At 69.4% G+C, this 21,864-nt stretch carries 18 protein-coding genes and 1 pseudogene; 7 read left to right on the top strand and 12 right to left on the bottom strand.

What is annotated here, in order from left to right; all coding sequences use genetic code 11:
- Window positions 1–85: 85 nt before the first annotated feature.
- Window positions 86–352 (bottom strand): hypothetical protein, encoded by a 267-nt coding sequence (locus SRB17_RS20300; RefSeq protein WP_153540617.1) that lies wholly within the window; start codon window positions 350–352, stop codon window positions 86–88.
- Window positions 353–886: 534 nt separating this feature from the next.
- Here SRB17_RS20300 and SRB17_RS20295 point away from each other — a divergent pair.
- From SRB17_RS20295 to SRB17_RS20285, 3 genes are all read left to right on the top strand, one after another.
- Window positions 887–1,264, top strand: coding sequence for an STAS domain-containing protein (locus SRB17_RS20295; protein WP_323375986.1), 378 nt, complete (start codon window positions 887–889; stop codon window positions 1,262–1,264).
- 324 nt (window positions 1,265–1,588) lie between these two features.
- A complete protein-coding gene (locus SRB17_RS20290; protein ID WP_153540615.1) occupies window positions 1,589–2,773 on the top strand; it encodes a pyridoxal phosphate-dependent aminotransferase in 1,185 nt (394 codons plus the stop codon).
- 343 nt (window positions 2,774–3,116) lie between these two features.
- The gene (locus tag SRB17_RS20285; protein ID WP_416237069.1) at window positions 3,117–4,310 is read left to right on the top strand and encodes a hypothetical protein; all 1,194 of its coding nucleotides are present in this window, start codon (window positions 3,117–3,119) and stop codon (window positions 4,308–4,310) included.
- A gap of 15 nt (window positions 4,311–4,325) precedes the next feature.
- Here the strand turns inward: SRB17_RS20285 and SRB17_RS20280 are convergent, their stop codons facing one another.
- Both SRB17_RS20280 and clpB read right to left on the bottom strand, forming a co-directional pair.
- Window positions 4,326–4,865, bottom strand: a complete 540-nt coding sequence (locus tag SRB17_RS20280) for a YbjN domain-containing protein (RefSeq protein WP_323375985.1) — start codon at window positions 4,863–4,865, stop codon at window positions 4,326–4,328.
- A gap of 242 nt (window positions 4,866–5,107) precedes the next feature.
- Window positions 5,108–7,705, bottom strand: a complete 2,598-nt coding sequence (gene clpB, locus SRB17_RS20270) for an ATP-dependent chaperone ClpB (RefSeq protein ID WP_323375984.1) — start codon at window positions 7,703–7,705, stop codon at window positions 5,108–5,110.
- Window positions 7,706–7,841: 136 nt separating this feature from the next.
- Between clpB and SRB17_RS20265 the strand changes: the two genes are divergently transcribed.
- The gene (locus tag SRB17_RS20265; RefSeq protein ID WP_153540609.1) at window positions 7,842–8,234 is read left to right on the top strand and encodes a pyridoxamine 5'-phosphate oxidase family protein; all 393 of its coding nucleotides are present in this window, start codon (window positions 7,842–7,844) and stop codon (window positions 8,232–8,234) included.
- Between the two features lie 159 nt (window positions 8,235–8,393).
- Here the strand turns inward: SRB17_RS20265 and SRB17_RS20260 are convergent, their stop codons facing one another.
- Window positions 8,394–8,729: a hypothetical protein gene (locus tag SRB17_RS20260; RefSeq protein WP_323375983.1), complete on the bottom strand. Its 336-nt coding sequence runs from the start codon at window positions 8,727–8,729 to the stop codon at window positions 8,394–8,396.
- 294 nt (window positions 8,730–9,023) lie between these two features.
- On the opposite strand from SRB17_RS20260, the gene SRB17_RS20255 reads away from it, so the two are divergent.
- Window positions 9,024–10,061 (top strand): helix-turn-helix transcriptional regulator, encoded by a 1,038-nt coding sequence (locus SRB17_RS20255; RefSeq protein WP_194294068.1) that lies wholly within the window; start codon window positions 9,024–9,026, stop codon window positions 10,059–10,061.
- An 85-nt stretch (window positions 10,062–10,146) separates the two neighbouring features.
- Here the strand turns inward: SRB17_RS20255 and SRB17_RS48510 are convergent.
- Window positions 10,147–10,236 (bottom strand): annotated as a pseudogene (locus tag SRB17_RS48510) (helix-turn-helix transcriptional regulator); the annotation flags it as partial.
- Between the two features lie 3 nt (window positions 10,237–10,239).
- Here SRB17_RS48510 and SRB17_RS20245 point away from each other — a divergent pair.
- The gene (locus SRB17_RS20245; protein WP_323375982.1) at window positions 10,240–11,229 is read left to right on the top strand and encodes a helix-turn-helix transcriptional regulator; all 990 of its coding nucleotides are present in this window, start codon (window positions 10,240–10,242) and stop codon (window positions 11,227–11,229) included.
- Here SRB17_RS20245 and SRB17_RS20240 read toward each other — a convergent pair.
- From SRB17_RS20240 to SRB17_RS20210, 7 genes are all read right to left on the bottom strand, one after another.
- A complete protein-coding gene (locus SRB17_RS20240) occupies window positions 11,192–12,238 on the bottom strand; it encodes a helix-turn-helix transcriptional regulator (protein ID WP_153540603.1) in 1,047 nt (348 codons plus the stop codon). The two genes, SRB17_RS20245 and SRB17_RS20240, sit on opposite strands and share 38 nt — an antisense overlap.
- Window positions 12,239–12,575: 337 nt before the next feature.
- Window positions 12,576–13,682, bottom strand: coding sequence for a sugar ABC transporter substrate-binding protein (locus SRB17_RS20235; protein ID WP_153540601.1), 1,107 nt, complete (start codon window positions 13,680–13,682; stop codon window positions 12,576–12,578).
- 276 nt (window positions 13,683–13,958) lie between these two features.
- A complete protein-coding gene (locus SRB17_RS20230) occupies window positions 13,959–14,405 on the bottom strand; it encodes a heat shock protein transcriptional repressor HspR (protein ID WP_023547970.1) in 447 nt (148 codons plus the stop codon).
- A gap of 5 nt (window positions 14,406–14,410) precedes the next feature.
- The gene (gene dnaJ, locus SRB17_RS20225) at window positions 14,411–15,583 is read right to left on the bottom strand and encodes a molecular chaperone DnaJ (protein WP_153540599.1); all 1,173 of its coding nucleotides are present in this window, start codon (window positions 15,581–15,583) and stop codon (window positions 14,411–14,413) included.
- Between the two features lie 36 nt (window positions 15,584–15,619).
- Entirely contained in the window at window positions 15,620–16,288 is a 669-nt protein-coding gene (gene grpE / locus SRB17_RS20220; protein WP_323375981.1) for a nucleotide exchange factor GrpE, read from the bottom strand.
- Complete coding sequence (gene dnaK / locus SRB17_RS20215) at window positions 16,285–18,132, bottom strand: molecular chaperone DnaK (protein ID WP_153540597.1); 1,848 nt, start codon at window positions 18,130–18,132, stop codon at window positions 16,285–16,287. Before dnaK ends, grpE begins: the two co-directional genes overlap by 4 nt.
- Before the next feature lie 94 nt (window positions 18,133–18,226).
- Window positions 18,227–19,270 carry an MraY family glycosyltransferase gene (locus SRB17_RS20210; RefSeq protein WP_323375980.1) on the bottom strand — a complete coding sequence of 348 codons (1,044 nt, stop codon included), beginning with the start codon at window positions 19,268–19,270 and terminating at the stop codon, window positions 18,227–18,229.
- A gap of 189 nt (window positions 19,271–19,459) precedes the next feature.
- Between SRB17_RS20210 and SRB17_RS20205 the strand changes: the two genes are divergently transcribed.
- A complete protein-coding gene (locus SRB17_RS20205; protein WP_153540595.1) occupies window positions 19,460–21,727 on the top strand; it encodes a (Fe-S)-binding protein in 2,268 nt (755 codons plus the stop codon).
- The last annotated feature ends 137 nt before the right edge of the window (window positions 21,728–21,864 follow it).

Raw genomic sequence — 21,864 nt, 5'->3', positions numbered from 1 at the left:
GCCGGATCACTCACCTACCTGCGAACGCCCCGACAAGCCAAACGGTCCGACGGGCGAACCGCCGGACCGCTATGAAAGATCAAGATCAGAAGGTGCTGATGTACACCGGGCTGTTAGTGCTGCCCTCGTTGTGCACTACCACACAGGACGTCTTCTGCTGGGTGTCCTTGGTCTTGACCTGAACTCCGCAGAAGGGCGAGTCGTCCCAGTTCATCGTGTTGATGTTGCTCAGTACGGGGATGTTGTCCCCCCCGCCGTTGTCCTGGGGGCAAGCGCTGGCCACCCCGATGCCGGCGAAGAGGATTCCGCAGGTGGCCGTGGCCACCGCTGCAATCTTCCGGACGGTCCTCATATGTTCTCCTCCGCTGCTGTGCCCCGGATCGGGCAGATACCTGGAGAACGATGTGCAAAAAGGATCAGAGCCTAACGTCATTCATCTTTTAATCACTCCTACGGCCGTACAAAACACGAAACTGCTGGACGAACTGAGCGGGCAATAGTCCTCGTCGCCCGTCGCGCCTGGCGTGACGCTGTCCAAGCCCGGCGTTATCCCTGGGGCCGTCCGAGGGCGGCCGAAGACGACAGACGACGACAGTTGCCGACCGCTCCCCCCCTGCTCAGAGACGTTGCTTCGGGTACCGGCGCAGGTGCCGATCAGTGAAGCCACGGGGCTCGCACTCGCCGCTGTCCGTTATGGGCATGCGTTGGCAACGTGGCCCCGTGTCAAGAGAGCCTCCGTTCCTGACATCAGTGGCGTGATCGACCTGATAAGGATGAGGCCAGGCCCAATAGCTGGTGTGCAGGGGTCCGGTTTCGCCCGCTGAGGCCTCTCGATCTTTAATCTTCCGGGCTTCAGCTTGCCCCACCAGGCCTCCATACTGAGAACGTGAGTCCGGCAGACGCAACCAGCGAACCGTCGAAGGAGCAGGTCAATGGGCCTGTTCCGGAGTCAGCTGCAGTTCTTCAGTACGAGTGGGACGGTGCGTGGATGATCGTCGCGCACGGCCACTACGACATGCAGAACATCGCGCCGTTGGCTGAGGCCCTGGAAGACGCGTCGGAAAAGTACTCCAAGGTCGTGGTGGACGCCTCCCGGGTAACCTTTGCAGATTCAACTTTCTTGAATCTGCTACTCCGCGTCCGTCCCATGACCGCGTTGCGTGTGGCTGAGCCGACGCCTCAGCTTCTGAGGGTGCTCGAACTGACGGGGGCCGGCTCTGTACTTGATGTTCGAGACTCAGTCGAGGAAGCCACCGCATCGTAAGGAAGCGCCCCGTACAGCACCGGGGGACCGCAACCTCTGCGCCCAGGACCGACCGCCGCCACCCCCAAGCAACCAGCTGACGTGCCCGATCGACCTCGGCGACCACCATGCCCATAGTTCGCATCGAGGGGGCCGGACAACCGGAACCACTAGCGGCCCCGGGGGATCCCTGGGGCCGTCTGTGGGCCGTCCGAAGGCAGGCGACGACGACAGATGGCGACAGCCGAGGACAGCCCTTCCCCTGGTGAGCGATGGTGGGTTGGGTGTCGACGCAGGCGCCCATCAGCGAAGCAGTGTTGAGGAACTCCAGAGCTTGGGCGCAGGATGGCCGCCATGACCTCCAGCGCACGCCCTCACCTCAATCGCCGGCTCGCCGAGTTCGGGACGACGATCTTCGCCGAGATGTCCGCGCTCGCCCTGTCCACCGGGTCGATCAACCTGGGCCAGGGCTTCCCCGACACCGACGGCCCCGAGGAGGTCAGGGAGGCGGCCGTACGGGCACTGCGCGACGGCCGCGGCAACCAGTACCCGCCGGGGCCGGGCATCCCGGAGCTGCGCACCGCGATCGCCGCGCACCAGCGGCGCCGGTACGGGCTGTCGTACGACCCCGACACCGAGGTGCTGGTCACGGCGGGCGCGACGGAGGCGATCGCGGCCGCGCTGCTGGCGCTGGTGGAGCCGGGCGACGAGGTCGTGGCCCTGGAGCCGTACTACGACTCCTACGCGGCGAGCATCGCCATGGCGGGCGGCACGCGCGTGCCGGTGACCCTGCGCCCGCACGACGGCAGCTTCCGCCTGGACCTGGACGAACTGCGCGCGGCGGTCACCGACCGCACCCGGCTCCTGCTGATCAACACCCCGCACAATCCCACCGGTACGGTCCTCACGCGCGCGGAGCTGGCCGCGATCGCCGGGCTTGCGGTCGAGCGGGACCTGCTGGTGGTCACGGACGAGGTCTACGAGCACCTGGTCTTCGACGACGCCGAGCATCTGCCGCTCGCGTCCTTCCCGGGGATGCGCGAGCGCACGGTGACGATCGGCTCGGCCGGCAAGACGTTCTCCTTCACCGGCTGGAAGGTCGGCTGGGTCACTGCCGCGCCGGAGCTGGTGTCCGCGGTCCGCTCGGTGAAGCAGTTCCTGACGTACGTCTCCTCGGGCCCCTTCCAGTACGCGGTCGCCGAGGCACTGGCCCTGCCCGACACCTACTTCGAGGAGTTCCGCCGGTCCATGCTGGCCCGACGGGACATCCTGGCGCAGGGCCTGACGGAGGCCGGCTTCGAGGTCTTCGTCCCGGCCGGCACGTACTTCATCACCACCGACATCCGCCCCCTCGGCGAGAAGGACGGCTTCGGCTTCTGCCGCACCCTGCCGGAACGGGCCGGCGTGGTGGCCATCCCCAACGCCGTGTTCTACGACGACCGGGAGGCGGGGGCACCGTTCGTGCGGTTCGCGTTCTGCAAGCGGGAGGAGGTCCTGCGGGAGGCGGCGGAGCGGTTGCGGGCGATGTGAGCACCTCCTGGCCGAAGGACCGGGGACGGTCCCGATGGTTCCCGGCGTCCGAAAGCGCATGTCGCCCGACAACATACGGAGGGGAGCATGAGGATGCACTTCGGGGGCGCGGTGCTCGTCCTCGTGGGGGGATTGGCCGGATGCGGCGCGCTCGGCAGGGGAAACGGGGGCCGGGATCCGGGGCGAGGCGCCCGCCACCGCACCCGGCGGCCGGCCACCCATCACTCGGGATGCGCGCCCGCACCCCGTCAGGACCCCTGCCGTACTCGACACAGGTGAACCCACCCCCACTCGGCGCCCACCTGCTCGCATCCGCGCACCCGTCCTTGCAGGGTGCTCAGGTGTGACCCACGCCAGCACCACCCTCTCCCCGCCCGTGGCCACGACGAAGCCGGCGCAGCGAGATCGCGCCCGGCCCTCCCTCGTCCGCGCGGGCGGGGTCGCCGTGGGCCTGTTCCTCGGCGTCCGGCTCACCGGGGTCGCCGTGCTCGCGCTCGTCGCGCAGGTCGCCGGGCGGCATCCGCTGACGCTGCTCGCCCGGTCCTGGGACTCGGTCTGGTACCTGGGCATCGCGACGCACGGCTACGGTCACGATCTCCCCTCCCGCGAGCCGGGCCCGCACAGCGACCTGGCGTTCTTCCCGCTGTACCCGGCGCTGCTGCGGGCGGTGACCGCGCTGATCCCGGTCGGCGGGGACACCGCGGGGCTGTTGATCTCGTGGACCGGGGCCGCGGTGGCCGCCGCGGGGATCCACGCGGTCGGCGCCCGCCTGCACGGGCGGGCCACCGGTGTCGCGCTGGTGCTGCTGTGGGGGCTGCTGCCGCACGCGGTGGTGCTGTCGATGGCGTACACCGAGCCGGTGCTGACCGCGTTCGCGGCCTGGTCGCTGTACGCGCTGCTGGCCGGGAACTGGCTCTGGGCGGGCGCGCTGGCGGCGCTCGCGGGGCTGGCCCGGCCGAACGGGTTCGCGGTCGCCGCCGCGGTGCTGACCGTGGCCGGGACCGAGCTGTGGCGGCGGCGCGGAAAAGTTTCCCACAGGCTGTGGACGGGCGCGGCGCTCGCCCCGCTGGGCTGGACGGCGTATGTGCTGTGGGTCGGGCAGCGGAAGGGGGATCTGCTCGGGGGCTACTTCGAGGTGCAGCGACTGTGGGGGTCGGCGTTCGACTTCGGACACGGCTCGCTGCACTTCGTGCGCTCGATGCTGCTGCACAGCAGCCGGTTCGTGTTCCCGATGGCCCTGGTCCTGGTCACGGCGGCGACGGTGCTGTACGCGCTGCTGCTCCTGGACCGCGCTCCGCTGCCGCTGCTCGTCTTCAGCGGGCTGCTGCTGCTGGTCGCGCTCGGCGGGTCGGGCTTCTTCGAGTCCAAGCCGCGGTTCCTGCTGCCGGCGTTCCCGCTGCTGCTGCCGCTGGCCCAGGGGCTGGCGCGCACGGCGAAAGCCCGGCCCTGGCACGCGACCGTGCTGGTCGCGGCCCTGGCCGGGCTCAGCCATGTCTACGGCGCGTACCTCTTGGTGTACGCGCAGGAGCCGCTGTAGGCGGCGGGGCGGGGCTTACTCCCCGTCGTTCTCGGGGTTCTCGGGGTTGTCCGATTCGTTGACGTCCTGCTCCAGGCCGAGCTGCTCGACGAGCCACCGGTCGAACTCGATCGCGGCCCGCACCCAGCTGACGGTCGAGGAGACGAAGTGGTTGATGTCGACGCCCGTGCCGATCAGCATCTGGGCCTCGCCGATCAGCCGGACGGTGCCGTCGTCGTGGGTGTGCGTGTACACCTTGGGCCACAGGGTGCGGCGGTTCCAGTCGTCGACGGACTCCAGCAGCTGCGGCTTCTCGTCGATCTTGTGCGGGCGGTCGTAGAAGGTCCGCACCGAGAAGATGGCTTGTTCGCCCTCTCCACGGAACATGAAGTAGGTGCGGAACTGCTCCCACGGCGCCGCGAGGTCACCCTCCTCGTCCACGACGTACTTCAGCTCCATCTGGTCGAGGAGCTGCTTCACAAGATCCTGATCCGGGACGACGGGGCCCGCCGGTCCTTGGGGCTGCGGTTCGGGCTGGCCCCCGAAGTTCGGAATCGAGGACGGGTCGATGCTCACCGTGTATTTCCCTTCATGCGGATTCCGCCATCCTCCCCCATGCGGGGAGGGGGGTGGCAAGCCCTGACGGGGCCTGTCAGCCTTTGGCTGACAAGATCCGGCTGGTCGGGTGGACGACCCGTGAACCAGTGGGGTCGATGCGGTGGGGGCCACGCGCCGACGCGGACGCGGTCTCGGTGGAGGTGACGTACGAGAGCCACGGCCGGGCCCTCGTACGGTTCACCGCGTTCACGCTGTGAGCGTCACAGCGTCTTCCCCGTCGCCGGCCCCACCAGCAGCCCCCCGCCGAAGCGGTCGACGCGGACCGTGTCGCCGTCCTTGATCTCGCCGGAGAGGATCTCCTTGGCGAGGCGGTCGCCGATGGCGGTCTGGACGAGGCGGCGCAGCGGGCGGGCGCCGTAGGCCGGGTCCAGGCCCTCCTCCGCGAGCCAGGCCAGCGCCTCCGGGGTGACGTCGAGGGTCAGGCGCCGCTCGGCCAGGCGCCTGCCGAGGCGCTCGATCTGGAGCTGGGCGATCCGCTCCAGCTCGGGCTTGGTCAGTGCGGAGAAGACCACCAGGTCGTCCAGCCGGTTCAGGAACTCCGGCTTGAAGGAGGCTCGGACGGCCTCCAGGACCTGCTCCTTCTTCTCCGCCTCGGACGTCAGCGGGTCGACCAGGAACTGGCTGCCCAGGTTGGAGGTGAGCACCAGGATGGTGTTGCGGAAGTCGACCGTACGGCCCTGACCGTCCGTCAGGCGGCCGTCGTCCAGCACCTGGAGCAGGATGTCGAAGACCTCGGGGTGGGCCTTTTCCACCTCGTCCAGGAGGACGACGGAGTACGGGCGGCGGCGGACCGCCTCCGTGAGCTGGCCGCCCTCCTCGTAGCCGACGTACCCGGGGGGCGCGCCGACCAGGCGGGCCACGCTGTGCTTCTCGCCGTACTCCGACATGTCGATGCGGACCATGGCCCGCTCGTCGTCGAAGAGGAAGTCCGCGAGGGCCTTGGCCAGTTCGGTCTTGCCGACGCCGGTCGGGCCGAGGAAGAGGAAGGATCCGGTGGGGCGGTCCGGGTCGGCGATACCCGCGCGGGAGCGTCGCACGGCGTCCGACACCGCACGTACGGCCTCGGTCTGGCCGATGAGCCGCCTGCCCAGCTCGTCCTCCATGCGCAGCAGCTTCTGCGTCTCGCCCTCCATCAGGCGGCCGGCCGGGATGCCGGTCCAGGCGGCGACGACGTCGGCGATGTCGTCGGAGCCGACCTCCTCCTTGACCATCGTGTCCCTGGAGGCCTCCTCCTCGGCCTCGGAGGCGGCCTCCAGCTCCTTCTCCAGCTGCGGGATCTCGCCGTAGAGCAGCTTGGCCGCGGTGTCGAAGTCGCCGTCTCGCTGGGCACGTTCGGCCTGGCCGCGCAGGTCGTCCAGCTTCTCCTTCAGCTCGCCGACCCGGTTGAGGGACTGCTTCTCCTTCTCCCAGCGGGCGGTCAGGTGCCGCAGTTCCTCCTCCTTGTCGGCGAGGTCGCGGCGCAGCTTCTCCAGGCGGGCGACAGAGGCCGGGTCGGTCTCCTTGGCGATCGCCAGCTCCTCCATCTTGAGCCGGTCGACGGCGCGCTGGAGTTCGTCGATCTCGACGGGTGAGGAGTCGATCTCCATGCGCAGGCGGGAGGCGGACTCGTCGACGAGGTCGATGGCCTTGTCGGGCAGGAAGCGGGAGGTGATGTAGCGGTCGGAGAGGGTGGCCGCCGCCACCAGCGCCGAGTCCGCGATCTGGACCTTGTGGTGGGCCTCGTAGCGGCCCTTGAGGCCACGGAGGATCGCGATGGTGTCCTCGACGGTCGGCTCGGCGACCAGCACCTGCTGGAAGCGGCGCTCCAGCGCCGGGTCCTTCTCGATCCGCTCGCGGTACTCGTCCAGGGTGGTGGCGCCGACCATGCGCAGTTCGCCGCGGGCCAGCATGGGCTTGAGCATGTTGCCGGCGTCCATGGCGGAGTCGCCGCCGGCACCGGCGCCGACGACGGTGTGCAGCTCGTCGATGAAGGTGATGATCTGGCCGTCGCTCTCCTTGATCTCGGACAGCACGGCCTTCAGCCGCTCCTCGAACTCACCGCGGTACTTGGCGCCGGCCACCATCGCCCCGAGGTCGAGCGCGACCAGCCGCTTGTCCTTCAGCGACGAGGGCACGTCCCCCTTGACGATCCGCTGGGCGAGCCCCTCGACCACGGCGGTCTTGCCGACACCGGGCTCGCCGATGAGCACCGGGTTGTTCTTCGTACGGCGGGACAGCACCTGCACCACCCGCCGGATCTCCTGGTCCCGCCCGATGACGGGGTCGAGCCGGCCCTCGCGGGCGGCGGCGGTGAAGTCGGTGCCGAACTTCTCCAGGGCCTTGTACTGGCCCTCGGGGTCGGCGGTGGTCACGCGGCGTCCTCCCCTGGCCTTCTTGAAGGCCTGCAACAGCTTCTTCGCGTCCGCACCCTGCTGCTGCAGCAGGTCGCCGGCCCGTCCGCCCTTGGCGGCGATGCCGATGAGCAGGTGCTCGGTCGACAGGTACTCGTCACCGAGCTCCTTGGCACGCTCGCCGGCGTCGGCGAGCACGGCCAGCAGCTCACGGTTGGGCTGCGGGGGCGCGACCGTGGACCCGGTCACGCTGGGCAGCGCGCCCAGGATCTTCTCGGCGCCCGCGCGCACGGCGGCCTGGTCGGCTTCCACGGCCGCGAGCAGGTCGGTGACGTTCTCGTTGTCCTGCCCGGCGAGCAGCGCCAGCAGCAGGTGAGCGGGGGTGAGGTCCGGGTGCCCCTCGGTCACGGCACGGTTGCTTGCCGCGTTGATCGCGTCCCGGCTCCTGTTGGTCAGCTCGGCGTCCACGTCGTCCGTTCTCCTCCTCGGCCACACACTCCAGCGCTGACTTGACCAGCGTACACAAAGTTGAGCCTATTCCGCTCAAGGTGCTGAGGGGTAGGGCGGAGGGCCGGGGAAGTCCTGCGGGGACTAGGTTGCGGGCATGGCGAACCACTCCGAGCAGTACCTGGCGTTCTGGCGGGAACGCCATCTGTGCACCCTGACGACGCTCCGGCCCGACGGCAGTCCGCATGTGGTGCCGGTGGGGGTGACGTACGACGCGGAGGCCGGGCTGGCCAGGGTGATCACCAACGGGACCAGCGCGAAGGTACGGCATGTGCGCGCGGCCGGGGCCGAGGGCGCCCGGGTCGCGGTGTGCCAGGTGGACGGCCGGCGCTGGGCCACGCTGGAGGGGCGGGCCAGGGTGTCGACGGAGCCGGAACGGGTCGCGGAGGCGGTACGGCGCTATGCCGAGCGCTACGAGCGGACACCGGGGCCGAATCCGGCGCGCGTGGTGATCGAGATCGAGGTGGAGCGGGCCCTGGGGAACGGCTGAGACGACCGATAACTTTCAGCCACCCTGGGAGCGCGCCCATACCCCGAAATGCCATGGAATATCCCCCAGAAAACTGCAGCGGCGTCACCGTGTTCAGGTCACGGTGACGCCGCTGCGGGGGGAAGCACCTGAGCGATCTTTTACGACGGGGGAATCGCGTCAGGCACTGCGGGGGGTGGCAGAGACGGTCCTCAGCTCCTGGTCCGTCGGCTCGGCGAGCCGGTGGTCCCGCTGGTCGAGATTCACAAAGATCATTCCGTACCGGACGGCACACCGCACCGGCTGGGGCGCACCCCGCGGCTTGCGCAGGCACCGGTACGCCCGCACGTCCTCGTCCTCGTCCCGCGTCACGACGACCGGCTCACCGAACACGGTCACCATCAGCGAGTCACCACTGTGGGGGATGGCGGTGACCAGGTCGATGAAGTGCCAGCCGGAGCGGTAGGCCGTGGCCATTTCGCGGCGGAAGGATCGGTCGTCGGGTGGAGTGGTCACGTCAGCTCCACACACTGTCGTCCGCGGTGACAGGCGTCCCCGAACCACCGGTCGCACCTGATGGCGCCAACGACCAGACACTGTCCGCCCGGATGTCGCCTTTCGTACCGGATAGGCCACTCAGAGTTCCGAAGGCCACCACGGCGGAGAAGGCGGCGACAAGCACCGAGCGAAGCATTCTCTTACGCATAGTCGGCTTCGTCCTCACTTGAAGGTCCCCTCTTCCCCCGTCGGATAAGACGATGACTCATTCGGGCACGTCATGGCCACACAATCAGTGCATCATGTTCCTGCATGTTCAGGACCCTGGGGGGTGGAGATTTGACAGCGAATCGGACCAAAGCGACACATCCCCACGCGGTGACCGATCTGTGCGAGGAAGGAGGGCGACTGTACGCAAACGCGCTTCGCACGGGGCGTATCGCCCGCGCGGATGCGGAATCCGCCCCCTGCCTCATGGAGTTCGCCCTGCTCCACCCCGATCCCGACGATCCGAACTGGCTGCGCCCGGTTCCTCCGTCGGTCGCCCTGGCCCAGCGGCTCAACCCTATTGAACGCGAAATCACCGAGCGCAGGCGACTGTCGATCGAACTGGCCGACGTGTTCGAGCCGTTCATGGCGCTCAGCGCCCAGGGCACGGCGTCCACGCACTCGATCACCGTGCTGGAGGGGCTCGACCGGATCAACACGGCCCTGGACCTGGCGACCGCGCAGTGCCGGAACGAGATGCTCACGGTCCAGCCGAGCGCCCGTCACCCGGAGCGCCGGCTCATCGAGGGACTGGAACGCGACAAGCCCCTGATCGAGCGCGGGGTGCGGATCAGGACCCTCTACCAGCACACCGCCAGATACAGCCCCGAGCGGCTCGCCTATGTGAACCAGTTCGCCGACGGGAAGGCGGAGTACCGCACCATCGACGAACTGGTGGAGCGCCTCATCATCTGCGACGAGACCGTGGCCTTCATCCCCATACGGGACGACCGGCAGGTCGCGCTGGAACTCCGCCATCCCGGACTGGTCCGGTACCTGGTCAAGATCTTCGAGTTCATGTGGGACCGCGCGGTGCCCCTCAGCGCCGGCACCCCCTACGAAACCGCCGCGGACGGCATCACCGACATCCAGCACTCCATCGCCAAGCTCCTCGTGGAGGGCCACGTCGACGAGGCGATCGCCCGCCGCCTGGGCATGAACGTCCGCACCTGCCGGGCCCACATCGCCAAGCTCGCAACAGCCCTGGGCAGCGGCAGCCGGGCCCAACTCGGCTACCTCATCGCCCAGTCGGGCATCCTGGACAAGGACACCACCCCGTCGGCCCCGGACGGCCGGGAGTGAGCCACGCACGGGCCGGGGTGTGCCGCGTGACCGTCTTCGACCGGCTCCGGCACCTGGCCACGCCGCCATACCCGCAGACTACGCGGGCGTCGGTGTGGCCTTCGATCAGGAGGGCGGCGATGGCGCGTTGACGGGGGGTGATGCCGTTCGGGGTGGGCGGCTGGGCGGGGGCGGGCCGGTGACACACCGGGAGCACGGGGTCGAGGAGTTGTGCGCCTCCGGAGAGGAGGTGTACGAGCGGGCCCTGCGGGAGGGGCGGATACCGGTCGGCGACGCCGCCGATGCGCCCTGCCTGACCGACTTCGGGCTGCTCCACCCGGCCCTGGACGACGTCGGACTGCTCGAACCGGTCGCGCCCGCCGCGGCCCTGCACCGGCTGCTGCGCGCCTCCGCGGCACGGGTCGCCGAGGAACGGCGGCGCGAGGACCGGCTGGTGGAGCAGTTCGAGCCGCTCCTGCGCGTCGCCGTACGCCAGACACCCGGCACCGGCACCGAGCCGGCGATGCTGCGACTGCTCAGCGGCACCGAGCAGATCAACCGGGCCATCTCCGACGCGATGGTCGACGCCACCGAGGAGTCCCTGACCATCCAGCCGCACTCCGGTCTCACCGGCCGGCGCGGCGAGGTGGCCCGGGGCACCGCCTTCGGGCGGGATCAGGCGCTGCTGGAGCGCGGCGGCCGTATCCGCACCCTCTACCAGCACACCCTGCGCCATGTGCCGGAGGTGTACGGGCCGTTGGAGCACTTCCGGCGCGGCGACACCGAGGCCCGCAGCCTCGACGAGGTGCCGGACCGGCTCATCGTCATCGACCGCAAGGTCGCCTTCGTCCCGGCCGACGACAACGGCACCCTCGCCCTGGAGGTCCGCCACCCGGCGCTGATCAAGTACTTCGTCACGACCTTCGACCGGCTCTGGCGGCTGGCCACGCCGATGTTCCCGAAGGCGGTGCGGCCACCGTCGGTGAACGGCGTCACGCCCCGCCAGCGCGCCATCGCCGCCCTCCTCGTCGAGGGCCACACCGACGCCGTGATCGCCGACCGCCTGGGCATGAACATCCGCACCGCCCGGCTGCACATCGCCAAGCTCGCCGCCACCCTCGGCAGCGACAGCCGGGCCCAGCTGGGCTATCTCATCGCACGCTCGGGGATCCTTGATCAGGAGCCGTGAGCGCGCCGGCCGGCAGCCCGGCGCCGCGGTGACCGTCCAGGCCGACCTGGGCGATCCGCACGCCCAGCTGGGTACGGCTGGCCGCCCCCAGGGTCTCCGACAGCCGGGCGATATGGGCGCGGCAGGTGCGCACGCTGATGCCGAGCCGCTCGGCGATCACCGCGTCCTGGTGGCCCTCGGCGAGCAGCGCGGCGATGGACTGCTCGCGGTGCGAGATGCCCTCGATGCCGGTGTCGGGGAGCGCGGCGGTGAGCGGGATGGCCAGGCGCCAGAGGCGTTCGAAGACCGTGACCAGGTATTCGACCAGGGCCGGGTGGCGCAGTTCCAGGGCCATCGTGCGGTCGGCGTTGGCGGGGATGAAGGCCACCGTGCGGTCGAAGAGGATCAGCCGGTCGATGACCTCGTCCAGCGTCCTGGCCTCCACCGTGTCGCCCATCAGCTCCAGGTAGTTCAGCAGGCCCTGGCCGTGGCGGGCCACGTGGGTGTAGAGGTCGCGCATGCGCACGCCCCGGCCGCGCAGGGCCAGCGCCCGGTGCAGGCCCTCGGTCAGCTCGGCCTCCCGGCGGATGCCGCCGGGCTGCACGGTGAGCACCTCGGTCGTGCACGCCTCGGTCGCCTCGTCCATCGCGGCCTGGATCCGGGACAGCCCGTCCAGCACCCGGATCGCGCTGCCCTCGCCCGATGCGGCCAGTGCGGCCGGCTGACGGCCGAGACCGGCGTACCACTCGAAGGCGGCCACCGCCGAGCCCACCCGCCGCTGGCTCGCGCTGACCTCGTCGTAGACCCCGCGCAGCAGCCTGGTCATGACCTCCTGCGGGGAGGTCGGCACCAGCCAGTCCATGTCGTCGGGGTCCGGGTGCAGCAGGGCCAGTTCCAGCAGGCAGGGCACCGCCTCGGCATCAGTGCGCGGCACGCGCCCCCGGCGTACGGCCCGGGAATAGACCCGGTCGCCGGCCGCGCAGAGTCGGTCGGCGCCATGTGGATGCTGCTCCGCCCCGCGCCCGGCCATCGCCCATTTCACCCCCGGTGTGTTGCCACTTCCGCAGCGCAACTATGCGCGGGCGTGGACCGGGTCCGCAACACGGCTCGCCTCAACAGGGCCGCCGTAAAGGACTGTTATGCCCGGGTATATGTCAGGCTCCGCCCCTCGCATTGCAACAAGCTGATGGTGGTGGGGCGGACCGCGCCACGGCATCGTTGATCCCGCTTCCCGCGGGTGTCACCGAACACCCGGAGCGGCCCCGCGATACGGCTCTCCCGCCCGCCGGGGCCACGCCCCGCGCCCACGGGGGTGGCGCGGGGCGCTCCGCCGGGATGCCGGCCCGAGGGGCGCGGCGAACGCGCCCCTACTTGAGGCCGATCGCCGCGCAGGCCGCCTTGAACTTCGCGGTGCAGATGTCGCCCACCGTGTAGATGCCGTCCGCGACGACCGTGGACTTGATGGTGCTCTTGGTCAGGGCGACCGGCTGGATCAGCTTGGACGGGATGCCCTTGGTGGTCGGGCTGTCGACCTTGTCCTGGGTGAGCGCGTCGAACTGGATGTCCTTGCCCTGGACCCTGGCGACGGCCATCTGCGCGGCGGCTTCGGCCTCGTCCGGGTAGGCCTTGTAGACGCTCATGTACTGCTCACCCGCCAGGATCCGCTGGACCGCGTCGAGTTCGGCGTCCTGGCCGGTGACCGGGGGCAGGTTCGTGACGCCGGCGGCCTTCAGCGCCTTGATGACGCCGCCCGCCATGCCGTCGTTGGCGGCGTAGACGCCGGCGATGTTGTTCTTGCCGATGGCGCCGATGGCCTTGGCCATCTCGGTCTCGGCGAGCTCCGGCTTCCAGTCCGTGGTGTCGTACGTCTCCGCGATCGTCACATGGCCCTGCAACTCGGAGAGCGCGCCCTGCTTGAACTGCTTGGCGTTCGGGTCGGTGGGCGAGCCGTTCACCATGACGATCTTCGCGGAGCTGTCGGCGCTCGACCCGAGGGCCTCCAGCAGGGTGCGGCCCTGCACTTCGCCGACGAGCTCGTTGTCGAACGAGATGTAGGCGTCGATCGGGCCCTCGGCGAGACGGTCGTAGGCGATGACCGGAATGCCCGCGTCCTTGGCCTTCGTCACCTCGGCGGCGATGGAGTGCGAGTCGACCGCGTCCAGCATGATGATGTCGACCTTCTCGTCGATCATCTTCTGCATCTGCGAGGCCTGCCGGTTGGCGTCCGCGTCGGCGTTGAGGTACTCGACCTTGCCCTGCTTGCCGGTGAGTTCGGAGACCTTGTTCTTGATGATGGGGTAGTCGAACTTGTCGTAACGGGTGTTCGCCTTCTCCGGCAGCAGCAGGCCCACGGTGATGTCGTTGCCCTTGCTCGGGCTCGCGCTCGCGCCGTCCCCGGTTGCTCCCAGCACGCCACAGCCGGCGAGCGAGAGGGTCATCGTGGATGTGGCCACGGATATGGCGATACGACGCATTCGAGGGCTCACTTCATTGTGCGTTCCGGACGTAGGGCTGCTATACGACCCAGGTGTCTGAAAAGACAACGCGGAGGCCACACCCGGCGTCAAGCGGAACTACTTAACGAGTCCGCAACACCACGCTCGGCTGACTCTGTGAAGGAGGAGCGGAATCGCCTCCAAACACTCTTTACGGACCCTCCATCCAAGGGGGGTTCATGAGCCGGCAAAGACCGGCACAACCAACAGGTGAAGGGGCCCGCGGAAGACCGCGGGCCCCTTCACCTGTTGCACTCAGTCCTGCTGCCGCTTCGGCCGCCACACCACCAGCGCGCTGGTCTGCTGGACCTCCTGGTACGGGACCAGGTCGCGGCGGTAGGAGGCGTGGACGGCGGCCTCGCGCTGCTGCATCGCGGCCGCCGCGCCGTCCAGGGCCGCCTCCAGCTCCGCGACGCGGGACTGCAGGGCGGCGACCTGGTTCTCCAGTTCGATGATGCGCTTGATGCCGGCCAGGTTGATGCCCTCGTCCTGCGACAACTGCTGGACGGTGCGCAGCAGTTCGATGTCGCGGGCAGAGTAGCGGCGGCCCCGGCCGGCGGTCCGGTCCGGGGAGACCAGCCCCAGGCGGTCGTACTGGCGCAGCGTCTGCGGGTGGAGTCCGGAGAGCTGGGCCGCCACCGAGATGACGTAGACCGGGGTCTCCTCGGTCAGTTCATACGGGTTACGTCGACGGCCGTCCATCTCTCTCAGTCTCCCTTCGCGGCCTCGAACAGCTCCGCCCGCGGATCCTCGCCCGCGGTCGCCTCGCGATACGCCTCGAGCGCGTCACGAGCCTTCCCCGTCACGTCCTTGGGCACACGCACCTCGACGGTGACCAACAGGTCGCCGCGGGTGCCGTCCTTGCGCACCGCGCCCTTGCCGCGGGCGCGCATGGTGCGGCCGTTGGGCGTGCCGGGCGGCAGTTTCAGGGTGACGGGCGGGCCGCCGAGGGTGGGGACCCGCACCTCGCCGCCGAGGGCGGCCTCGGCGAAGGTCACCGGGACGGTGACGGTGAGGTTGTCGTCCTTGCGTCCGAACACCGGGTGCGCGCCGACGTGCACGACCACGTACAGGTCGCCCGCAGGTCCGCCCCGCTCGCCGGGCGCGCCCTTGCCGCGCAGCCGGATGCGCTGCCCGTCGGTCACCCCGGCCGGGATGCGGACCTGCATGGTGCGCGAGGACTTCGCGCGGCCGCTGCCCTTGCACTCCATGCAGGGGTGCTCGGCGATCAGGCCGCGGCCCTTGCAGTCGGGGCAGGGGTCGGTGAGCGAGAAGCCGCCGCCGGAGCCCCGGGCGACCTGCCCGGTGCCGACGCAGGTCGGGCACACGCGCGGTGTGCCGTTCTTGTCGCCGGTGCCGGAGCAGGCCTTGCAGGGCGCCTGGGAGGACATCCGCAGGGGCACCGTGGCGCCCTCGATGGCCTCCGTGAAGCTGAGTGTGACCTCGGTGTCGATGTCCTGGCCGCGCCGGGGCTGGGTACGGGTCGTACCCGCGCCGCCGCGGTTGAACAGGCCCCCGAAGACGTCACCGAGTCCGCCGCCGAAGCCGCCGCCCTGGGTGGTGGTCCCGCCGCCTCCGAAGAGGTCGCCCAGGTCGAAGTTGAAGGAGCCGCCGGCGCCCGGCCCGGGGCGGAAGCCGCCGTTGCCGAACAGGGCGCGAGCCTCGTCGTACTCCTTGCGCTTCTTGGGGTCGCCGAGTATGTCGTTCGCCTCGGAGATCTCCTTGAAGCGCTCCTCGGCCTTGGCGTTGCCCTTGTTGGCGTCCGGGTGGAACTCGCGGGCGAGCTTCCGGTACGCCTTCTTGATCTCGGCCTCGGTGGCGTCCTTGGGGACGCCGAGGACCTTGTAGTAGTCCTTCTCGATGAAGTCCTTGGTGCTCATCCTCGACGCCCCTCCTTCCCCTTGAGTGTTCTCACGTCAGCCCTCGTCCGGGCCACCGTTCTCCTTGTCGGCTTCGGCCGCCGGGGTCTCCTCGGCGCCCTCCGACGTTTCCGCCTTGGCGGTCTGCGCGCCGGGCTGCGGCTCGGCGACGGCCACTCGCGCGGGGCGGATGGTGCGCTCGCCGATGCGATACCCGGGCTGCAGGATCGCCACGCAGGTCGTCTCGGTGACGTCCGGCGCGTAGCTGTGCATCAGGGCCTCGTGGATGGTCGGGTCGAAGGGCTCGCCCTCCTTGCCGAACTGCTGCAGGCCCATCTTGGCCGCGACGGTCTCCAGCGACTCGGCCACCGACTTGAAGCCGCCGAGCAGTTCGCCGTGTTCCCGCGCGCGGCCGATGTCGTCGAGCACGGGCAGGAGCTCGGTCAGGAGGTTCGCGATCGCGATCTCCTTGACCGCGATCCGGTCGCGCTCGACCCGGCGGCGGTAGTTCTGGTACTCGGCCTGGAGGCGCTGGAGGTCCGCCGTGCGCTCGCCGAGCGCCGTACGCACCTGGTCCAGCTGGGCCACCAGACCGGCGTCTGCGTGTCCGTCCCCGGCCGGGGCCGCCCCCTTCTCGGAGGAGGCGGCCTTCGGCTCGGCGTCGTCGGAGGTGGCGCCGGAGGGGACGTCGGGCTTCTCCTCGAAGCCCGGGGTCTCCTCCGTCACGCGGCACCGTCCTTGCGCTCGTCGTCCACGATCTCGGCGTCCACGACGTCGTCGTCAGCGGCCTTGCCACCCGGAGCGGCGCCCTCGGGGCCACCCGCGGCCTGCGCGGCCTGGGCGTCGGCGTACATGGCCTGGCCCAGCTTCTGCGAGACGGCCGCGACCTTCTCGGTGGCGGTGCGGATCTCGGCGGTGTCCTCGCCCTTGAGCGCGGCCTTCAGCTCCTCGACGGAGGCCTCGACCTCGGTCTTGATCTCGCCGGGGACCTTGTCCTCGTTGTCCTTGAGGAACTTCTCGGTCTGGTAGACCAGCTGCTCGCCCTGGTTGCGGGCCTCGGCGGCCTCGCGGCGGCGGTGGTCCTCCTCCGCGTACTGCTCGGCCTCCTGGCGCATCCGGTCGACCTCGTCCTTCGGCAGCGAGGAGCCGCCGGTGACGGTCATCTTCTGCTCCTTGCCCGTGCCCAGGTCCTTGGCGGTCACGTGCATGATGCCGTTGGCGTCGATGTCGAAGGACACCTCGATCTGCGGGACGCCGCGCGGCGCCGGCGGCAGACCGGTCAGCTCGAACATGCCGAGCTTCTTGTTGTACGCCGCGATCTCGCGCTCGCCCTGGTAGACCTGGATCTGCACGGACGGCTGGTTGTCCTCGGCCGTGGTGAAGATCTCGGAGCGCTTGGTCGGGATCGTGGTGTTGCGCTCGATCAGCTTGGTCATGATGCCGCCCTTGGTCTCGATGCCGAGGGACAGCGGGGTGACGTCGAGCAGCAGGACGTCCTTGACCTCGCCCTTGAGGACACCGGCCTGGAGCGAGGCGCCGATGGCGACGACCTCGTCCGGGTTCACACCCTTGTTGGCCTCCTTGCCGCCGGTCAGCTCCTTGACGAGCTCGGCGACGGCGGGCATCCGGGTGGAGCCACCGACGAGGACGACGTGGTCGATCTCGTTGATGGAGATGCCGGCGTCCTTGATGACGTTGTGGAACGGCGTCTTGCAGCGCTCCAGCAGGTCGGCCGTCAGCTGCTGGAACTGAGCCCGGGTGAGCTTCTCGTCCAGGTGCAGCGGGCCCTCGGCGGACGCGGTGATGTACGGCAGGTTGATCGAGGTCTCGGTGGAGGAGGACAGCTCGATCTTGGCCTTCTCGGCGGCCTCACGGAGGCGCTGCAGGGCCATCTTGTCCTTGCCGAGGTCCACGCCGTGGCCGGCCGCGAACTGCTTGACCAGGTAGTCGACGACGCGCTGGTCCCAGTCGTCACCACCGAGGTGGTTGTCACCGTTGGTGGCCTTCACCTCGACGACGCCGTCGCCGATCTCCAGCAGGGACACGTCGAAGGTGCCGCCACCGAGGTCGAAGACGAGGATCGTCTGGTCGTCCTTGTCGAGGCCGTAGGCCAGCGCGGCGGCGGTCGGCTCGTTGACGATGCGCAGGACGTTCAGACCGGCGATCTCACCGGCCTCCTTGGTCGCCTGGCGCTCGGAGTCGTTGAAGTAGGCCGGGACGGTGATGACCGCGTCGGTCACCTTCTCGCCCAGGTAGGCCTCGGCGTCACGCTTCAGCTTCTGCAGGATGAACGCGGAGATCTGCTGCGGGTTGAAGTCCTTGCCGTCGAGCTGGATCTTCCAGTCGGTGCCCATGTGGCGCTTCACCGAGCGGATGGTCCGGTCCACGTTCGTGACCGCCTGGCGCTTGGCGACCTCGCCGACGAGCACCTCGCCGTTCTTGGCGAAGGCGACGACGGACGGCGTGGTCCTGGCACCCTCGGCGTTGGTGATGACGGTGGGCTCGCCGCCCTCCAGAACGCTGACGACGGAGTTAGTCGTGCCCAGGTCGATGCCGACCGCACGTGCCATGGTTGATTCCTCCAGCTGACTTGAGTGGAACGGACTCAAGTGTGCATGAGGGCCGCCGCTGGGTCAACAGACCTGAGTCGAGCGGGCTCAAGTCTTATCCGTTCCTTACACGCAACTGGCTGGTCACCTGCCCTCTGACCTGCGTCGATGCCCCGGTCCGAGGCGCCTGGGCGGGGATACGGACACGGATACGGAGGAGTACGAGAACGGCGAGCAGCGCCCCTCCGGCCACCCACGCCACGGCCCCCTCTCCCGTCCACCCGGTGTGTACGAGCACCCCCACCAGCACCGAGGAGAACGAGCCGGCCCCCAGGAGAACGACCGAGCCCTGCGGGGTGAGCCCGAGCGGCCGCAGCCGGTGCACCAGATGGTCGGGGCCGCGCCGCGCCAGCGGACGCCGGGCCAGGCTCCGGGCGAGGACCACGAGGAGGGCGTCGGCGAGGGCCACCGCGCCGAGGCAGAACATCACCGCCGCGCTCGGCACGAGGGCGTACCCCGCGCGCGTGAAGACGAGGGAGGACGACAGCAGGAACCCGGTGAACAGCGAGCCGCAGGCGCCGAATCCGATCCGCGCGGGATGCCAGTTGTGCATCAGGAAGCCGGTGAGGGCGGCGGCGAGGACGCTCAGCAGGACGGCGAGCCCGTCCATCAGCTCGGCCGCCGCGCAGGCCCCGGCCCCGAAGGCGGTGACGACCCCGACGGTCCCCGCGAGCCCGTCCGCGTGGTCGAGCCCCTTGAAGGCGAGGGTGGCGAGGACGATCCACCCCACCGCGAGGATCCCGCCCAGCACCCCCGTCTCCCGGTACGGCACGACGAAGGCCGCCGCCACGGCCGTACCGGCGGCGAGCACGCGCGCGTGGAGCCGCCAGATGTCGGCTACCAGGCCCAGCCCGGCGACCGAGGCGGCGGCGACCAGCAGCTCGCCGACCCCCTCACCGAGCGGTGCGACCCGGGTCCACTGCCCCACCCAGGCGATGAGACAGGTGACGGCCACCACGGCGAGCCCGCCGAGCAGCGGCAGCCGCCGCTGCCGGCGCCGGTCGACGATGCCCGCCCGCAGCGCGGGCACCCTGAGCAGCGCCGAGAGCAGGGCGGCGAGGAGCAGGGCGGCAGTTGCGGCGGCGATCCCGTAGAGCACGGCTCTAAGGTAGGGGCGAATGTAGCAAATCGGTATGAATAACACGATCTGATGACCCGGGGATGACGCTCATCACCCCGCGCTCAGCTGCATCTCGACGGAAGATGGGGGTAGTCTCAGTCGAACTGGATAAGTTACCGCTTAGTAATGTCGCTCGGTCAATTCGAGGCCGTCGCCCCAGGAGCCCCAATGCAACTCGCCGCGATCATCGTGTCGCTGGTCCTGATCGTGGTCGGCGTGGCGCTGTTCGGCCGCGCCCTCCTCCAGCTCTTCAACTTCATGAGGCTGGGCCAGCCGGTTCCGGCCGGAACGCGGACCGACAACCCGTACCAGCGCGCCGTCACCGTGGTCCGGGAGTTCCTCGGCCACACCCGGATGAACCGCTGGGGCATCGTCGGTGTGGCGCACTGGTTCGTGGCGGTGGGCTTCTTCACCCTGCTGCTGACGATCGTCAACGCGATCGGGCAGCTGTTCAAGGCGGACTGGATCCTGCCGGTCATCGGCGAGTGGGCGCCGTACAACATCTACGTCGAGTTCATCGGCACGATGACGGTCCTCGGCATCCTCGTCCTGATCGCGATCCGTCAGCTGAGCCACCCGCGCACGCCGGGGCGCAAGTCCCGCTTCGCGGGCTCCAACTTCGGCCAGGCGTACTTCGTCGAGGCCGTCATCCTGATCGTCGGCGTCTGCATCTTCATGCTGCACGCCCTCGAAGGCGCCCAGCACCATGTGGACGGCTACGAGGCCTCGTTCTTCATCTCGTACCCGGTCGTGTCCTGGCTGAAGGGCATGGACGTCTCCACGCTCCAGAACCTCACCTACTTCTTCGCCGGCCTGAAGATCGCGACCTCCTTCATCTGGATGATCGTGGTCGCCCTGAAGACCGACATGGGCGTGGCCTGGCACCGCTTCCTGGCGTTCCCGAACATCTACTTCAAGCGCAACGCCACCGGCGAGACCTCCCTCGGCGCCCTGCTGCCGATGACCTCCGGCGGCAAGCCGATCGACTTCACCGACCCCGGCGAGGACGACGTATTCGGTGTCTCCCAGGTCGAGCAGTTCTCCTGGAAGGGCCTGCTGGACTTCTCCACCTGCACCGAGTGCGGCCGCTGCCAGTCGCAGTGCCCCGCCTGGAACACCGGCAAGCCGCTGTCCCCGAAGCTGCTGATCATGTCCCTGCGGGACCACGCACACGCCAAGGCGCCGTACCTGCTGGCCGGCGGCGGCAAGACCGTGGAGGGCGAGGAGAAGGCGTCCGAGGAGCAGCTCGCTTCGGTGCCTGCCGCCGCGCTCGCCGAGGCCGAGCGCCCGCTGATCGGCACCGCCGAGGAGAACGGCGTCATCGACCCGGACGTGCTGTGGTCCTGCACCACCTGCGGCGCCTGCGTCGAGCAGTGCCCGGTCGACATCGAGCACGTCGACCACATCGTCGACATGCGCCGCTACCAGGTCATGATCGAATCGGCCTTCCCCTCCGAGGCCGGCACGATGCTCAAGAACCTGGAGAAGAAGGGCAACCCCTGGGGCCTGGCGAAGAAGCAGCGCCTGGAGTGGACCAAGGAGGTCGACTTCGAGGTCCCGGTCGTCGGCAAGGACATCGAGGACCTCACCGAGGTCGAGTACCTGTACTGGGTCGGCTGTGCGGGCGCCCTGGAGGACCGTGCCAAGAAGACCACGAAGGCCTTCGCCGAGCTGCTGCACATCGCGGGCGTGAAGTTCGCGATCATGGGCGGCGACGAGAAGTGCACCGGTGACTCCGCCCGCCGCCTGGGCAACGAGCCCCTCTTCCAGGAGCTCGGCATGGAGAACGTGGCCGCGCTGAACATGGCGTTCGGCGAGGACGACGAGGACGAGTCGACCAAGAAGCCGAAGTCCGCGAAGAAGATCGTCGCCACCTGCCCGCACTGCCTCAACACGATCGGCAACGAGTACCCGCAACTCGGCGGCGACTACGAGGTCATCCACCACACCCAGCTGCTGCAGCACCTGGTGGACGAGGGCAAGCTGGTCCCGGTCACCCCGGTCGAGGGCATCATCACGTACCACGACCCCTGCTACCTGGGCCGCCACAACAAGATCTACACGCCCCCGCGCGAGATCATCGGCAAGGTCCCGGGCCTGCGGAACGAGGAGATGCACCGCCACAAGGAGCGCGGCTTCTGCTGCGGCGCCGGCGGCGCCCGGATGTGGATGGAGGAGCGGATCGGCAAGCGCATCAACAACGAGCGCGTCGACGAAGCTCTTTCGTTGAACCCGGACATCGTCTCGACGGCCTGCCCGTTCTGCCTCGTCATGCTCACGGACTCGGTGAACGGCAAGAAGAACGAGGGCAAGGCCAAGGAGTCCATCCAGGTCGTGGACGTGGCCCAGCTGCTCCTCGACTCGGTGAAGACCCCGGTCGACCCGGCCGGCGAGGCCGAGACGGAGAACGAGCCGGAGCCCGCGCCGGTCAAGTAACAGCTCCACGACGTACGACGCCCCCTGCCCCGCACAGGCAGGGGGCGCCTTCGTTCCCGCCGTCGTTCCACCGACGGCTGAGCCCGGCTGTCACAAACCCGGCCGCTGCGCTGTCCTGCTGATGTAGGCAAGCATTC

This window comes from Streptomyces sp. RB17, from assembly GCF_009604455.1.
Lineage (GTDB): Bacteria > Actinomycetota > Actinomycetes > Streptomycetales > Streptomycetaceae > Streptomyces.
Note: the sequence above shows the minus strand (reverse complement) of the source record. Positions and strands in the feature narration are given on the sequence as shown.

What these genes read in the sequence shown, in the direction of transcription:
- SRB17_RS20300 (WP_153540617.1), bottom strand. Translation starts at nt 352, where the DNA reads ATGAGGACCGTCCGGAAGATTGCAGCGGTGGCCACGGCCACCTGCGGA.
- SRB17_RS20290 (WP_153540615.1), top strand. Translation starts at nt 1,589, where the DNA reads ATGGCCGCCATGACCTCCAGCGCACGCCCTCACCTCAATCGCCGGCTC.
- SRB17_RS20265 (WP_153540609.1), top strand. Translation starts at nt 7,842, where the DNA reads ATGGCGAACCACTCCGAGCAGTACCTGGCGTTCTGGCGGGAACGCCAT.
- SRB17_RS20255 (WP_194294068.1), top strand. Translation starts at nt 9,024, where the DNA reads ATGTTCAGGACCCTGGGGGGTGGAGATTTGACAGCGAATCGGACCAAA.
- SRB17_RS20240 (WP_153540603.1), bottom strand. Translation starts at nt 12,238, where the DNA reads ATGGCCGGGCGCGGGGCGGAGCAGCATCCACATGGCGCCGACCGACTC.
- SRB17_RS20235 (WP_153540601.1), bottom strand. Translation starts at nt 13,682, where the DNA reads ATGCGTCGTATCGCCATATCCGTGGCCACATCCACGATGACCCTCTCG.
- SRB17_RS20230 (WP_023547970.1), bottom strand. Translation starts at nt 14,405, where the DNA reads ATGGACGGCCGTCGACGTAACCCGTATGAACTGACCGAGGAGACCCCG.
- dnaJ (WP_153540599.1), bottom strand. Translation starts at nt 15,583, where the DNA reads ATGAGCACCAAGGACTTCATCGAGAAGGACTACTACAAGGTCCTCGGC.
- dnaK (WP_153540597.1), bottom strand. Translation starts at nt 18,132, where the DNA reads ATGGCACGTGCGGTCGGCATCGACCTGGGCACGACTAACTCCGTCGTC.
- SRB17_RS20205 (WP_153540595.1), top strand. Translation starts at nt 19,460, where the DNA reads ATGCAACTCGCCGCGATCATCGTGTCGCTGGTCCTGATCGTGGTCGGC.